This is a genomic window from Lederbergia sp. NSJ-179 (assembly GCF_022867885.1).
Classification (GTDB): Bacteria; Bacillota; Bacilli; order Bacillales; family Bacillaceae_C; genus Lederbergia.
Map to the genome: position 1 here is coordinate 20,683 of NZ_JALIFP010000011.1, position 16,135 is coordinate 36,817.

At 37.2% G+C, this 16,135-nt stretch carries 14 protein-coding genes; all 14 read right to left on the reverse strand.

The window, feature by feature from the left end:
- Positions 1-85: 85 nt before the first annotated feature.
- The 14 genes from MUB24_RS10305 to MUB24_RS10370 all read right to left on the reverse strand — a co-directional run bounded on the left by MUB24_RS10305 (position 86) and on the right by MUB24_RS10370 (position 16,134).
- Positions 86-955 carry a carbohydrate ABC transporter permease gene (locus MUB24_RS10305; RefSeq protein WP_396426737.1) on the reverse strand — a complete coding sequence of 290 codons (870 nt, stop codon included), beginning with the start codon at positions 953-955 and terminating at the stop codon, positions 86-88.
- Between the two features lie 4 nt (positions 956-959).
- A complete protein-coding gene (locus MUB24_RS10310) occupies positions 960-1,829 on the reverse strand; it encodes a carbohydrate ABC transporter permease (RefSeq protein ID WP_244703743.1) in 870 nt (289 codons plus the stop codon).
- 83 nt (positions 1,830-1,912) lie between these two features.
- Positions 1,913-3,223: an ABC transporter substrate-binding protein gene (locus MUB24_RS10315; protein ID WP_244703745.1), complete on the reverse strand. Its 1,311-nt coding sequence runs from the start codon at positions 3,221-3,223 to the stop codon at positions 1,913-1,915.
- A 370-nt stretch (positions 3,224-3,593) separates the two neighbouring features.
- Entirely contained in the window at positions 3,594-4,448 is an 855-nt protein-coding gene (locus MUB24_RS10320; RefSeq protein WP_244703747.1) for a carbohydrate ABC transporter permease, read from the reverse strand.
- Positions 4,449-4,465: 17 nt separating this feature from the next.
- Positions 4,466-5,371, reverse strand: coding sequence for a carbohydrate ABC transporter permease (locus MUB24_RS10325; RefSeq protein ID WP_244703749.1), 906 nt, complete (start codon positions 5,369-5,371; stop codon positions 4,466-4,468).
- Between the two features lie 101 nt (positions 5,372-5,472).
- Positions 5,473-6,819, reverse strand: a complete 1,347-nt coding sequence (locus MUB24_RS10330; protein ID WP_244703750.1) for an ABC transporter substrate-binding protein — start codon at positions 6,817-6,819, stop codon at positions 5,473-5,475.
- Between the two features lie 684 nt (positions 6,820-7,503).
- Positions 7,504-8,139, reverse strand: a complete 636-nt coding sequence (locus MUB24_RS10335) for a P-loop nucleotide/nucleoside kinase family protein (RefSeq protein WP_244703751.1) — start codon at positions 8,137-8,139, stop codon at positions 7,504-7,506.
- A gap of 116 nt (positions 8,140-8,255) precedes the next feature.
- Positions 8,256-9,104 (reverse strand): class II fructose-bisphosphate aldolase, encoded by an 849-nt coding sequence (locus tag MUB24_RS10340; RefSeq protein ID WP_244703752.1) that lies wholly within the window; start codon positions 9,102-9,104, stop codon positions 8,256-8,258.
- Positions 9,105-9,141: 37 nt separating this feature from the next.
- Positions 9,142-9,543, reverse strand: coding sequence for a tetratricopeptide repeat protein (locus MUB24_RS10345; RefSeq protein WP_244703753.1), 402 nt, complete (start codon positions 9,541-9,543; stop codon positions 9,142-9,144).
- A 134-nt stretch (positions 9,544-9,677) separates the two neighbouring features.
- The gene (locus MUB24_RS10350) at positions 9,678-10,967 is read right to left on the reverse strand and encodes a PTS sugar transporter subunit IIC (RefSeq protein WP_244703754.1); all 1,290 of its coding nucleotides are present in this window, start codon (positions 10,965-10,967) and stop codon (positions 9,678-9,680) included.
- Positions 10,968-11,007: 40 nt separating this feature from the next.
- Positions 11,008-11,316, reverse strand: a complete 309-nt coding sequence (locus MUB24_RS10355; RefSeq protein ID WP_244703755.1) for a PTS sugar transporter subunit IIB — start codon at positions 11,314-11,316, stop codon at positions 11,008-11,010.
- Between the two features lie 418 nt (positions 11,317-11,734).
- Complete coding sequence (locus tag MUB24_RS10360) at positions 11,735-13,843, reverse strand: BglG family transcription antiterminator (protein ID WP_244703756.1); 2,109 nt, start codon at positions 13,841-13,843, stop codon at positions 11,735-11,737.
- A gap of 379 nt (positions 13,844-14,222) precedes the next feature.
- A complete protein-coding gene (locus MUB24_RS10365; RefSeq protein ID WP_396426732.1) occupies positions 14,223-15,182 on the reverse strand; it encodes an L-lactate dehydrogenase in 960 nt (319 codons plus the stop codon).
- A 76-nt stretch (positions 15,183-15,258) separates the two neighbouring features.
- Positions 15,259-16,134 (reverse strand): ABC transporter ATP-binding protein, encoded by an 876-nt coding sequence (locus MUB24_RS10370; protein ID WP_244703760.1) that lies wholly within the window; start codon positions 16,132-16,134, stop codon positions 15,259-15,261.
- Between the last annotated feature and the right edge of the window lies 1 nt (position 16,135).

The window sequence follows — 16,135 nt, forward strand, 5'->3', positions numbered from 1 at the left end:
GCACTTTCGGAGAAGTGCTTACCCATATAACAACGTATAAAATTTTTTAAAACTCTTTGAGAGAGACTAATTTCAATCCAATCAGTCAACCTTTTATTCCGGTTAAGGCAACCCCTTCAATAATATGTCGTTGGGCGATGATATAGATAATAAGCACCGGAATGATCGATATAGTCGATCCGGCCATCATTAATGGCCAATCCATTACATAGTAACCCTTAAAATAGTCCAATAGTAGCGGCACAGTGAAGAGTTCCGGGGTACTTAAATAAATAAGTGGCTCAAGAAAATTATTCCACGCCCCCATAAAGATAAATATTCCCACCGCTGCAAGGGCCGGCTTGATTAAAGGAAGAATGACGCTCCAATAGATTTTAATAGGATTCGCCCCATCCATAACGGCTGCTTCTTCCAACTCATTAGGAATGCCCATAATAAACTGGCGTAATAAGAATACTGCAAATGCGTTAAAAAGAGCTCCTGGCACGATTAAAGATAAATGGGTATCCAACCAACCAATTTTATCCATAATCATATATGTTGGAATCATCGTGACCTGTTTTGGAATCATCATTGTTGCTAAGAAAAAAATAAACAAGAAATTGGAACCTTTGAATTTAATTTTTGCAAAAGCATAAGCAGCCATGGATGCCGTAACAAGCTGAACAACGACAATAACGGCGGTAATATAAAAACTATTCCAATAAGCCTTACCGAATGGCATCGCTCGCAAAGAGGCCGGATAATTAGACCAAACAAATGGTTTAGGAATAAATTCAGGCGGCACAATAAAAATTTGCGATATATCTTTTAAAGAGCTACTAATCGACCATAGAAATGGAAAAATCATAATAAGGGAGCCTAAAATGACAATGAGGTGTAAAAAGACCGTTGAGGCGCTCCATCTCCCCTTCCGATTTTTAACTTTTAAAGGCTGTTTCGAATCTATCTTCATAGTATCAGCTTTCATAATGAACCCACCTATCACTGAATTTAAACTGAATAAGTGTAAAGATCAGAATAATGACAAAGAGAATCATCGCAGCAGCAGAACTTTCTCCCATTCTGAAATTAATAAAGGCTGTTTCATAAATATGGTAGACAAGTGTATAGCTTGCTTTAGCAGGGCCACCATTCGTCATGACAAATGCTTGATCAAAAACTTGGAAAGATCCAATGATCGCCATTATCGAAACGAAAAACGTTGTTGGCGAGATTAGCGGCAATGTAATATGCCGGAATTGTTGAATTTTAGAAGCCCCATCAATTTGTGCTGCCTCGTAATAACTTTTCGATACCCCTTGGAGTCCGGCAAGAAAAATCACCATATTATACCCAACCTGCCACCAAATGCTTAACATCGCAATCGAAATCATGACCCATCTCGTATCAGTTAACCATAATGGACCCTGAATTCCAATTGCAGCTAACGCCTGGTTTAAAATGCCAAAATCTCCATTTAAAATCCACATCCAAATGACGCCAACAGAAACGGAGCTTGTGACAACAGGCATAAAATAGAAAACCCTGTAAATTTCTTTTCCTTTTATATTATTTAACATAATCGCGAGCAGCAAAGAGATCGTAATTCCGACTGGCACAAACAAGATTGTATACAACGCCGTATTCCGTAATGCTTTCCAAAAGACAGGATTTTGAAATTGTCCAATAAAATTGTTTAAACTCGCAAATGTTTTAGCTCCAAAGCCATCCCAATTCATGAAACTTAAAACGAGTGCAAATCCGAGCGGGATAAGCGAAAAGGCCAACAATCCAATTAATTGTGGGGTTAAAAAGAAATATCCCCAAAGTGTCTGATTCTTTTTCACAGGAACATCTCCCTCGTTTAAGAGTAATAGAAAGAGAGAATTTCATAATCGAATTCTCCCTTTAACTTTTTAATAGCGATCCCTCATTTCCCTCGATGCTCTTCAATCATTTCTTTCGCTTTTTTAGAAACAGCTTCTATTGTTTTATTTGCATCTTGCTTTCCAAGGTACATCAGGTCCATTAAATCCTTTATCTCATTTTCCATTCCCGGAATCATTACTTGCTTGTCTTCAACTTTTCCAATATTTCGCGCGTCAATTAAATATTCTGCGTGCTCTGGAACAGCATCATCCGTAATTAACTCATCCACACCATTGACAGATGGTACCGCATTTCCGTTATCAGCAAGTCGCGCCTTTTGTCCCTCTGCCGATGTATAATAGGAAAGGAATTTCATCGCCTCATCAATATGTTTGGAATCCTTCGATACAGACATATAGGCAATCGCAATCGCAGCCGGTTCCATTTTATTGCCAGTGTTCGTTGGCCATGGAATATAATCAAATTCTAATGATTTATTCTCACTAAACATCGGTGTTAACCAGCGGCCGGCCGCAACAAAGCCAACTTGATTAGACATGAACATCGCATCAGCACCCTGTCCTTTTGGTAAAGAACCGGAATAGGTTATATTTCCACCCTTTACTAGCTTGGCAAGATATTCAAATGTTTCTTGAGCTTTTTCATTTTCTTCTAAAATATAATTTCCATCCTCATCAAACAATTGCCCACCATTAGACCAGACCCAAGAAAATAAATGCCCACTATTATTTTCAGCTACAAATCCCCGTTGACCAGCGTCCTTCATTTTCCCGGTCATTTCTTCAAAAGTATCCCAGTTCCATGTTCCTTCTTCAAAATGCTCCTGAGGTGATTTTTCAATCCCGGCTTCTTCCAATACTTTTTTATTGTAGTACATAAGATAAGGGTTATTATCAACGGAAACGCCATAGATTTCTCCATTTTGTCTTGCTGCGCCCCATAAACCATCTGCAAATTCGTCAGGTTTGACATAACTGTCATCGCTTTCAAGAAAATCGGTTAATTCGACAATTTTACCTGTTTCTACAAGCTTCGGCATCGTTTCCGAGCCTACATAAAAAATATCCTGTGCCTGTCCACCCGATAGTTGTGTTAACAGTTTTTGTTCATAATTGTCACCTGGCACTGGAATCAACTTGATACTTACGTTCTTATGAGTTTTCTCATATTCATCCAGGCCACGTTGATATACTTTTATTTCGGCTGGATTTCCCCATGCTGCCATCGTTAATTTTATTTTCTTTGAACCAGCACTGCCATTTTCAGATTGGCCTTTTGAACTGCATCCAGAAATAATCAGAATTACCGCGCAAAGTAAAATGCTCCATTTAAAAATCTTTAATTTCTCCATAAATAAGTCGCCTCCTTTTTATTCGTCTCGTATAGAATTCTTATTCCATTCTACTTCCGATTATTCGTAATGTAAGATCATTCCCCTTTGGAAACATTTAATCAAGTTAGATAGGCAAAACTACTTATGCTAAAAAAACAAAACAGATAGGATAAAGGAATAAGTTCTGCCTGCATAAAAGAGGGGGCACTAAAAGGGTGGCTTCTTGTTCATCTAAGGATCATATTTCCTAAAATAGAAGTTGATTCGAAAGGCTTCATTTTGGCCACGGAAGTTGTGTGACCAAAAACAAGAGGCAAATCACAAACTTCAATGTGACTTCCCTCTTTGAAAACATCTATTGCTTGCTTCGAACTTTTTAATAGCCGTTTTACCCCTTTCCCCCTGAAATGACGATTCCCTGGATAAAATATTTTTGGGCGAAGAAAAACAGTAATAGCGGTGGTAGCACTGCAATAACCGATCCAGCCATTAATAAGTTCCAAGGCGTTTGGGCATAGCTTGCTGTAAAATTAGCTAACCCCAGCGATAACGGATACAAAACAGAATCGTTTAAATAAATCAGCGGTCCCATTAAATCATTCCAACGAAACATAAATTCCATAATGGCTGCTGTCGCCATTGCCGGTACAGAAAGCGGGAGGATGATCCGGAAATATAGAATGCTGTAGCCGCCCCCATCCATTTTTACGGCATCATCTAATTCGCGGGGAATGCCTGTGTAAAATTGTCTCAAAAGAAAGATAAGGAAAGCACTACCGCCAAATGCAGGAATAATTAATGGTAAATAAGAATCAACCCACCCTAGTTTATTAAAAATTAAATATTGTGGAATCATGGTCACTTGTGCAGGGAGCATCATTGTACTTAATACAATGGCGAATAATATCATACTGCCTCTAGCCCGCAAACGGGCAAATCCGAAAGCAACTAAAGATGATGTAAATACGGTAGCAGCAACGGAAACGACTGTATACCAAACTGTATTCCATAAATATTTTCCAAAGGGATGATCCGCAAACACTTGAAGATAATTATCCCATTGGATGGGATAAGGAAACCATTGGGGTGGTATTTTAAACACAGCTCCTTGTGTTTTTAAAGACGTGGTTACCATCCAAAATAAAGGAAACATAAATAAAAGTAACCCTATGAAAATAAGAAAATATACAATAAGTTTCCCTGCAAAAGATAATTCTCCAGGCGCATAGCTTCTACGTGTCATTCGTCCCACCTCCTAGTTTAAGATTCATAATGAACATATCTTTTGGAAACTAACAATGAAAGCATCGTCAATACAAAAATGATGATAAATAAGATCCACGCTTGTGCGGAAGCATAACCAATATTAAAATCTGCAAAAGCAGTATCAAACAAATAATAAACGTAAAAATAAGACATCCAATTAGGTCCACCCTTTGTAACAACATATGCTTGGGTAAACACTTGAAAAGAATTAATAATAGCAATGATGGAATTGAATAAAATTACGGGTGAAATTAATGGAATCGTAATCTTGAAAAACCTTCGAATCGGTCCGGCACCATCAATGGAGGCGACTTCATATAATTCATCCGGTAAGCTTTGCAGACTCGCTAAAAAAATGATCATTGTACCGCCAAGTGAAGTTAATTGCATCAACACGAAAGAAGGAATAACGGTTTTACTATCTGTAAACCATCCAGGTCCGTCCACTCCAAAGAGCGTATACAGGATTGAATTCACTACCCCAAAGTCAGGATTTAATAACCACGCCCATAGAAAAGCAATGGAAACACCAGAAACAACAGTAGGAGCATAAAACATCGTTCGGAAAAAAGCTTGCCCCTTGATTTTCTGATTTAGCAATAGCGCTAATAGTAAGCCTAAACAAATCGTAAATGGGACAGCCAAAGCTGCATAATAAGTCGTCACCCCTAGTGATTTATAAAAGAGATCATCGGAAAATAAGGTCTTATAGTTTCCTAGTCCAATAAAATCAACAGCATCTGTTATATTATATTTTGTGAAACTGAAAAAGAGGGAGGCAAGGATTGGGCCACCTACAAAACAGATAAAACCAAGTACCCAAGGTGAGATAAACAGCCAAAAGGCGGTTTCTTCACGCCGTTGTTGTTTCTGCAAGCCTAGTCTTTTTTTCCTTTTCATCTATTATCACTCCTCGAGGTGTTTCTAGATTGACCGAGATGGATTCAATCTAAAAACAACGCAGCCATCTTAGTAGTTTTAGGCATGACTGCGTATTTTTTTTATTTATTTTTTATGGAACGTAATTGCGAGTCCAGATCCTGTAAACCTTCATCAATATCCTTTGTCCCATCATATACCGCATTAATATTTTGGTTAATTGTATTTAAAATAGTAGAGAAGTTACGAATTAAATGATTATCTGCTTCAAACCCATATTTAATCGCCCCTTCATGTAACTCCTGTAATTGCTCATTTGTCATCCCTGCTTGTTCGGCTACATTATCTAACCAAACATCCATCAATTGACTATTAGCAGGTGTTTCGTTGGTCATCTCAACTAGGTCCTTAGCACCCTTTTCAGGATCAATTAAAAACTTAATAAATTCCCAAGCCTCATCAGGATGTTTACTTTTGGCACTGATATTCCAAGGATCCACATACATTGGGATTCTTCTATCGTCAACAGTATAAGGAATGGGAGCAATTCCCCATTGAAACTCAGCTGGCTGGTAACTTCTGACACCCCATCCTCCGTCAATCACCATCGCAACACGTCCTGTTAAAAAAGGACTGCCAATTTGTGAAATCGCATCCTGCTGAGACTGCGTTGGGGAAACCTTGTGTTCATGAATCAAATCGTAATGGGCTTCAATACCTTGTTTATTTGCGCGATCATCTAATACATTCGGTTCGCCTATATCACCGGTCTCATAAGCCTCCGGTTTAAATAAATCTCCACCCCAAAGCCAGGCGTCTCGATTTCCATGGTTCGTATTTAATAAGCCGAAGACTTGATTATCTTTATCACCCATATTTTTGGTTAATTTTTTTGCATATTCAACCATTTTATCGTAATTCCATGATTGATCATCCCAGTTCGTTGGAGGATATTCCACGCCCGCTTCATCAAATAGCTCTTTATTATAAAAAATGTAAGAACCCATCGCTAAAATTGGAACACCATATTTTTTATCATCAATCGTATAAATATCAAGAAGCTTTTCATCAATTCCCTCAACCGCTTCTGGGTCTTTTTCTATATAAGGAGTCAAATCAAGTAATGCGCCTAAACCTTGATAAGTCGCAAAACCGGAATCTGCCCAGTTAGATGACCAAACATCTGGAACATTTCCACCTGCAATCATGGTTTGAAGCTTTTGATCAATTTGGTCTTGGGGTATTTCCTGAAGCTTTATTTTAATATTGGGATTTTCCGCTTCAAAATCTTTGACCATCTTTTCCTCCCAAGCCTTGACAACCGGGTCACTGCGCACAAGCCATGTCAATTCAACCTTCTTCTTTCCCTTTTCTCCTGTTTCCGAGGAACTGCATGCTGCTAAAGCAAAAATTGCAACCATCACAAAAGTCACACTAAAAATTAGAGAAAGCGTTTTTTTATTTTTCATCTAGAGTACCCCCTTATTATTTTGGAATGCTTAAAAAAGAGTCAGAGATTTGTGGGTTGAATCTAATTCTTTACACTCAAATCACCCCCTAATACAAAGAAAACTCCCTAATCTTTTTAGATCACTTTTAATAGTTTTGCATGCCAGGCCTTTACTCCTATCAGCAGTGAACGTAAATCGCCAATTAATTTTTCGAATAGTACCATTTTTGAAAACGGTATCAAATGGAGCAAGAGCTATATTTGTTTAAAAAGCACTCAGTAGTTGTTTTAAATTGCTATGGTCGTAATTTTTAGTTGATAAGTGATTTTATTTCATCGTATGTAGCTTGATAGGTTCTTATTCTTATTTTCGTCCCAAACGCAAAGTAACATCTTTGAACCGATCAATAAATGTAGGGAGGCTTCTTGAGGTTCTTTACGAGGAGGATAAGATTTCACAAAAATAGAGGTTGATCCAAAGGGCTGCATTTTAGCACCCTTTCGGATCAACCTCTTCGTACGTAACTTCAATGATTAAACCAATTCTTTCTCATCTATTTTATGAACTTTTTATTTTATAAGAGAATTTAACGTTTTCGACCACTATTGCGTTCTTCCATCTTCATCTATTGAGATGAATTCCTCCTTCGGTTATAGCTGTTACCCACACTAGCATCCCCATCGAGTGTAGTGTAGGGTATAATCAGGAAATATCATCATGATTTCTCCTATTATTTTCATACCAGCTTCTTATTTCCTCCAGCAATTTATAATAATCCACTTTTGTATAATCTGTCACATCCACTTCATATAAATTTCCCAATTGAAATGTATCATATCCTCTGCTCGTACATCGTTCAAGAAAATCTTCGTAGGATAATAAATTATTCGCATTCCCTCTATTTGCTAAATAATCTCCCTTTTTGTATGAAGTTACAATATGGCTCAAATGCCTTTCCGGATCCAAATCCCGCTTCCTTTGTCGTTCAAACAAAACATTTAGGTCTGCAGTTAAGCGAATAGTAATAACCTCATAACCATATCTTTCTACCAACTGTTGGATATGGGGCTTTTGTTTCTGGCTAAAAGGATAATCAGACATAATATTGCGACCTCTTTGCATTTGTTGCTCCATTATTTCATAATATTTCGTCCATGCTATCTTTTCAATACCCAGCTTCTCTTCTAAATTATGATATCCATACAAATCACAATAGTATTCTTTCAAATCATCCTGAGAAAGTATATAGAATGTACCCCATTTTTTCATTATAAATTTAGACAAGTAAGTTTTTCCTGTTCCTGGTAAACCCGCTAATAAGATTAAAAGCTTATTCATACTTACCACCTCATAACTAATGAAGAGGGAGTACCGGAAAACTTCTCGTACTCCCCCTCGTCTTTATAATACTAATGGACTATTTTCATTATTTTCCCTCAACGATGCGTTCTTCTTTATTCATTTTTATTCATAAAGATATTAATTTTATGTTTGACAATTTCTTTTACTGCCTGATTACATGGAATAATATTGTGACGCAAAGATTTTGTTTCTTTTGTTTCACCGAATGTTTCTTTTGCCGTTTTTGTCCATGCTACTAACAACTCAGTACCCACATTAAATTTACGGATACCATTATTAATTAATTCTGGAATATCCGTTTCCTTGACACCGGTACCTCCATGAATAACTAAAGGCACATCTACTACAGCGTCAATTTCTTTTAATAATGGCACATTTACTTCTGTTTTAGATTTATACTGGCCATGGTTAGTACCGATTGCAACGGCCAAAGCATCTACCCCCGTTGCTTCTACAAACACTATTGCATCTTTTGGATCTGTATAAACCTTTTTATCCTCATCCACATGAATTCCTTCCTCGGTACCACCAATAGTTCCTAGTTCGCCCTCTACCGAAACACCAAATTTATGAGCGTATTTCACTACTATGCTTGTTTTTATAATATTCTCTTTGAATGGCAAAGAAGAACCGTCAAACATAACAGATGTGTACCCTTTATCTATTGCCTCTTTAATATCATCAAAATTCTTTGCATGGTCCAAATGCAATGCCACATCTACCATTTCTTTTGTTGCCATAGATTTACAGACAGCAACTAAATTTTCATGACCAATATATTTCGCGGTATCGACACTTGTTTGTATAATAATGGATGAACCTTGTTCTTTAGCTGCACGTATCATATCAGGTAGCATCTCTAAATTATGCGCATTAAAGGCACCAACTGTATAGTTCAATTCCTCAGCTTTACGTGTTACTTCTTTTAATGTAGTATACATGAGTAGTTATCTCCCTTATCACTAATCTATTATTTTTTTATTTCACACCACGAGTCACGTCTTTAGAAACTTGCATCATTTGATCCATCTTCATCAAATATAGTTGTATAGCTTTGCCGTCATTTTCTTTTGCTGCTTTTGCGCGCTTCTTATTATAGAGTTTTAATAGAGTCTTATAACCGTTTCCTAATGACTTTTTGGTTTGAATACTTTTCTCCAATGAATCAATAGCATTATCCTCTTCACCAAGTTCATTAAACGCTAAGCCAATCTCTTCAAAAATTTGTGCTTTTTCCTCCTCTGTAGACACATTGTTTATTTGTTCCTTTTTAGAAGAAATGGTAAGTAATAATTCTTCTTTTCGTTCTGGTGTTAACTCTACTTCTTCGTTCTCCACTTTTTTCGGTTCTTTATTTTTCTTTTTACCAAATCCAAACATTAACTTAACCTCCCGGTAATGCTGTAAATATAGTTATAAACAAGAATTTCATCCCTCTGTATCTTTGAAAAAATTCTTTAAATTAATGAAGCCACTATTTACCATGTCTGTGGCAGTACTTTTCCCCAGAAATTCTAGAATGCCTTTAAAAGTGGACCAATAATCCATGCGTATATTAAAGCTGCTACTACTGTATCCACATCTGTTGCTGTTGCATTGACAAATCCCATAGAATTGAAAATCGTAACCAACAATGCTGGTAATAAAGTAATGAAGAAACCATGCACAATACCACCAATTATTGCGCCACGAAGTCCACCTGTTAAGTTACCAAAGATACCCGCAGTACCTCCTGCAAAGAAGGCGGTCAACATACCTGGCAAAATCATTGCTAATCCAAAAACAGGTAATACAAACATTGCAATAACCGAACCTATAGTAGTTGTGATAAACCCTACTATAACCGCATTAGGACTGTATGGAAATAAAACCGGACAATCCAATGCTGGCTTTGAATTTGGGACCAATCGTGTGGCAATACCTCTAAACGCTGGGACGATTTCCGCTAGTAATAAGCGAACACCGGCTAATAATACATACACTCCAACCACAAATTGGATCGATTGTAAGAATGCAAACATCAGATAGTCGGTATCTCCTGATAACGTAGAAGCGAATTCTTCACCTGCAAACGCTGCCGTAATGATATAAAGAGGAACCATAACGACCATCACAGATAAATACGTATCTTGCATGAATTCAAATTTTTCTGGTAACTTTAAGTCTTCAATCGATTTTTTGTTTTCTCCTTTTTCTCCGAATAATTTCGCTACTCCAGCTTCAACCACATAGCCAACCGTACAAAAATGACCTAAAGCAATTTCATCCATACCAGTTATCTTGCGAACAAAAGGTTGTGCAATTGCAGGCATAGCCACTGCAAAAACTCCCCCTATGAAACCACCCACTAGAATCAGTGCAATACCACGTAAACCTGCAAAGTAGCCAAACACTGTTGTCATGGTAGCCATCCAAAGAATTGCCTGACCGGTTAAAAAAATGTATTTCCATTTAGTAAACCTCGCAATAATAATATTAAAAATAAAGATAGCTAGGAAAGTTAATGCGACATCACGGCCTAATCCTAATTCATTCATTGCTTGACCGTTAATAGCTTCAATTGAAGGAATAATTCCTTGCATATGGAAACCTTCTGTAAAAATCTTACCAAAGTAAGTTAAACTGCCAACAATAATACTAGAGCCTGCCGACAATACCATAAATCCCAACATGGTCTTCAGCGAACCTGAAATAACCTGACCCATTGACTTCTTTTGCAAGATCAACCCCAGCATAGCAATCAAAGCGATAGTAACTGATGCCTGGGTCAAAACATTCTGTATAATAAAGTCTACTACAGCCATTTTTCTTTACCTCCATCTTTTTCGATCCCTAATTTTGTTGTTAAGTTAAAACTCCCTTTTCCTTTAATACTGGAATGATTTTTTCTTCAATCTCCGGCTTGGAGACAATATTCCTTAAATAAACAATTGTTGTTTTTTCAGGATCAACTGAGAATTTTTCAAATTGGGATTGGAAATTCTGCGCTGTAATAATAATATCCGGATTTGTTGAAACGGCAGATGAGATATCACTATGATCCAGCTTAGCATCGACACCCAACTTGTTTAGTACATCCTCAGCCGCCATTTGACAAGCAAAACTGCTTCCTAAACCTGCTCCACATACAAATAAGATATTTATCTTTTTCATGTCACTTTCTCCTCGTAATATAAGTTTTAAAATTACTTATTCTTTCCGTTTTCTCTTAGCTAATTATCAAAAGAATTAATCTATTATTTTCAATTTTCGCCCAATATATTTATTCCTTGCTATTAAATCTTTTGTTTTACTCAATACATCTTTTAATGGGACCAATACAGGCTTTCCATCTAGAAGTCCTACCATTCTGTCCGTAGTCCCATTTTCTATTTCATCCGCTGCCACCCAAACCCAGTTTGATGCCGTCCATGACCTCTGCCCCTACAGCATCACCTGCCCGCTGGGTATAGGATAAAACGGAATATCTAATACGCCTGTCAGGGAACTTTTCTATCTCTGATCCAATTTCAAAACTTAACCCTTGTTTTCCCCGTATCCAGTCTCCACTTAAAGCATTGGATTCACAGTTTCACTCTATCACTTCACTTCCATATAATACCTGATTAAATACGTTTACATTTTGTGCTGTACTTAATTGTTCCAATTTCTTTTCATCATTAATTAACTCAATCAGACTTTTCATCACATTTAGATGGGAGTAAGAATCCACTGCTGCTAAACAAAAAACAATTTTTACAGGATCATTATCAGGATTGCCAAAATTCACTGGTTCCTTTAAAGTCATGACACTCACACCTAATTTATTTACACCGTCTTCCGGTCGTGCATGTGATAACGCTAAATGCTTTCCTACCACTATATATGGGCCAAATTCTTCAACCGACTTAATCATTGCGTATATATATCGTTCTTCAATGGCTCCTTCTGCTTTCAAAGGCTGGGCAGTTTTTGTTATCGCCTCTTTCCAATCCTTACATTCTTGGTTTAATAGAATGCAGGAATCCTTTAAAATATCTTGCAACATCGGCTGCATCTCCCTCATGTTAATCTTCAAACCATTGGCTTTAAAAGTATTTTCTACCTTTTGATAAATTTCTTTGGTTACCTTACTGCCGCTTTCTTTAATTAAATTCAAAACATCCTGCATGAGCTTCGTTGCATCTAACTTACTAGATACAGCTCTTCTCTTATTCTTATTTTTGTGTAAAAAGTATTTTATTTCCTTTTTATCACTTTCTCTCAAAATCGGATTAAGGAATAGTACAGGTTTTTTTGGATAATCGATTGAAATAGTCGTAAAAACAAAGTCAACATCCAACTTATCAATAAAAGCTAATTCATCTGAACTTAATACTGCTACAATCTCAATGTTGAATTGTTCTTTTAAATTAGCAGCCAACAGCTTTCCGGTTGAAATTCCATGGTTACAAAGCACAACCGCCTGGTATACGTATTGTTCTTCTTGCTTCATCTGGCTTGCAGAAGTCGAAAAATAAATCGTTAAAAATCCAATCTCATCCTCCGATAATGATCCCTTAATGTACTTTTCTATTTGATTACTAAAGCTAAGGACAGCTTGATAAATCTCAATATAGGACTCCTTAATCGTATCTTTTAACGGATTATATACTTTTAAATCATTTCTTGCCCTGCTTAGTAATCCAGTGATATGCTTATACAAACCTTCATATAAATCTACCTCTTTCTGGGAAAAGGAGATTCCGGTTACTTTCTCTACGTGTTCAATTAATTGGATAGCTAATAATTGTGCAGCGACCCAATCAAATGAATTGTTCATATCCTTTGGATTAAATGATTCGATTGTAAACGTAATATATTTGATTTCATTTAATGATGGAGACAAATCAAACACCGAACAAATGGAATCAATAAAACTTTTGACAGGGGTACTTTTTATTTCAGCCTTAACTTGGGGTGATTCACTTAGGGTATTTCCTTCTTGTAGCCGTCTCACCCATATGCTTAAAAATAGAATGATTTGTTTTCGATATAAATGATTAATCTCGACATTGGACTTTTCCAAAACATCATCATAATATTCTCCAATAATCTTTAATAAATTTGTATTCAAATATTCTAGAGCAAATTGATCTGCAAAGGTCTTCATTGCATCCGTATCCCGATACCCCATTAAATTATCAATATTTGTCATACTAATAATCACGTCATACAACATGGACCTTATTGACCGCTCATCACCTTGCAATACGGTACCTTGTTTCGTTAAACTCACTACAGAAATTCCATATTTTTTTAATAATTGACGGAGTTTCCGCATATCCTCATCCAAAGTACTTTTCGAAACTTGAAGTTTTTCTTCCAATTTATAGAGCACTGTCGTTTTTGAGGAATCAGCAATATCCAAAAGCAAAGCAAGAATTCGTTCATTTGGCTGATAATAATCTGTTTCCCTATCATCACCAATTTTCAAAAGTAGTCTTTCACGGTCCGTATCAGACAGATCCAACTTCAATCCTTTCCCCCTTATCGACATGATGGTTGTAAAATTATTTTTAACTAGATAATTATTAATTAAAACCAATTCATTACGAAAAGTACGCTCACTAATATTGAACTCTTTACTCAGATCCTCAATAGTTAAAAAGGCCTTTGCTGATAAAAGTTTGGTAAGCACCCGTTTAGTACGTTCTCTCATGTGAGCAACCCCTTTCATAGTTTCATTATAAACAGTTAAAGTAGAATAGTTTAGTGCAACTTTATGCAACTTCAAACTGCAGAAATGTAGGCGATTTATAAATCAGGAATATAAAAATATTAGAGGCTATAGGATTGTTGTACTGATAACAGAAGAAGACATTAACATACAGTAAAAAAATGGACGTGATGAAGGAGGAAAATTCAGGAGAACTGGGGGGATGACTAAGTCATTCTTTTATCTTTACCTCGCATAGGTATAAAACACCTAGAAAAAACAGCATCAAAACGGGGGCTTTTCCGGCCCCCATTTTCTCTTATATCTACCTATTTAGCATGTTCGATCCTGCTCAATAAGCCATCTATCTTCCCCCATGTAATCATCCAAAATACGGAGCCAAGTAGGCTTTTAAAACGTGAGCACTTTTCGAAAATTGTTGTTTTTCCTTTTCACTCAGCTCCAATTGAATGACTTCGCGAATACCATTTCGATTCACGACAGCCGGAACGCCAATAGATATATTTTGTTGATTATATTCCCCTTCCAAAAGGGCTGACACCGTTAGAATGGAATTCTCATTCCGAAATATGGCTTTTGTGATCCGAACTAGCCCCATGGCAATGCCATAATAGGTTGCTCCCTTACTTTTAATGATTTCATACGCAGATTCGCGGACATGGATAAAAATATCATCCAGATCCTCTTGTTTATAGGAATTGCTTCCATTTATGTACTTGTTGATAGAAACGCCGCCGACATCGGCAGAGCTGAGTACAGGCAGCTCACTATCACCATGCTCCCCAATAATATAAGCATGGATATTATTAGGAGAGACGGCGAAATAATCACCTAACATGTAACGAAAGCGTGCTGTATCTAAGATTGTTCCCGAACCGATCACTTGGGATTTAGGCAAGCCGCTAAACTGCCAAGTGGCATATGTCAGAATATCAACGGGGTTCGTTGCAACAAGAAAGATTCCAGAAAAACCACTTGCCATCACTTGGTCCACAATCGATTGAAAGATTTTTATATTTTTTTCAATTAAATCTAGTCGTGTTTCGCCAGGTTTTTGATTTGCCCCCGCGCAAATCACCACCAAATCTACATCTGTACAATCATCATAGTGACCGAAACGAATGGAAGTGAAATCAGGGGCAAATACCTTTCCATGATTAAGGTCCATGACATCACCTTTTGCTTTATCTTCATTTACGTCAATGATGATAAGCTCCTCTACAATTCCTTGATTGAGCAATGAAAAGGCATAGCTGGAACCAACAAACCCCGCACCAATCACTGCAATTCGATTTCCTTTTGTTGTCAACGAACGACACATCCTTTTTGAAAGTTATTGTAGAATGTACTATATCATAAACAAGTATTTTAAGTGTAGATGAGACTCCTTTCCCTTCTTATTCACTTGGATTCTTAATCATAATCTTCCCGTTTTCCACTTCCATCCTGACTTTATTTGTGTTCGTGATGCCAATGGCTTCTAAGTATTCTTCTGGAACTTGGATTCTTCTCGCACTGTCTAAGACGGCTAATTCAACATGGGTTTCTGCCTGTTGATCTTCGTCTGCTTCTTGCTCTTCTTTTAGAAAATGGGAAAGGCGAACGATTTCACTAGATGTTTTCCCATCCCGAATCGCCACCACTCTGTCCATTTTATTGGTGAGCTGGGTATCATGAGTGACAATCACAATCGTCACGCCTAATTCACGATTTAAGCGATGAAAGACATCTAAAATCACATCCGCTGTTTCCCCATCTACACTGCCTGTTGGTTCATCAGCTAAAATGAGACTTGGTTGATTCGCAAGTGAAATGGCGATGGCTACGCGTTGTAGCTCTCCCCCCGAAAGGGAACCCAATTTACTCTTAAGGCGATGGCCCATTCCAACCATTTCCAGTAATTCCTGAGCACGGGAACGTTTATGACGGCCTTTTATTAACATCGGCATTTCCACATTTTCAATGGCCGATAAATACGGGATTAAATTCCGTGCGTTATTTTGCCAGACAAAACCAACCGTTTCGAGCTTATATTTGACAAGCTCTCGATCCGATATGCGTAATAAATCTTTACCATCCACCGTTAATTTTCCTGCCGATGGACGATCAAGACCCCCGAGCATGTTTAGCAATGTCGATTTCCCACTGCCGCTGCTGCCAATAATCCCCATCATTTCGCCTTTCTCTACTTGCAAATCAAGACCTTGTAAGGCAATGACCTCATGTTCTTCATCAATTTTATAGATTTTCATTAAATTTTGACATTCTATCATC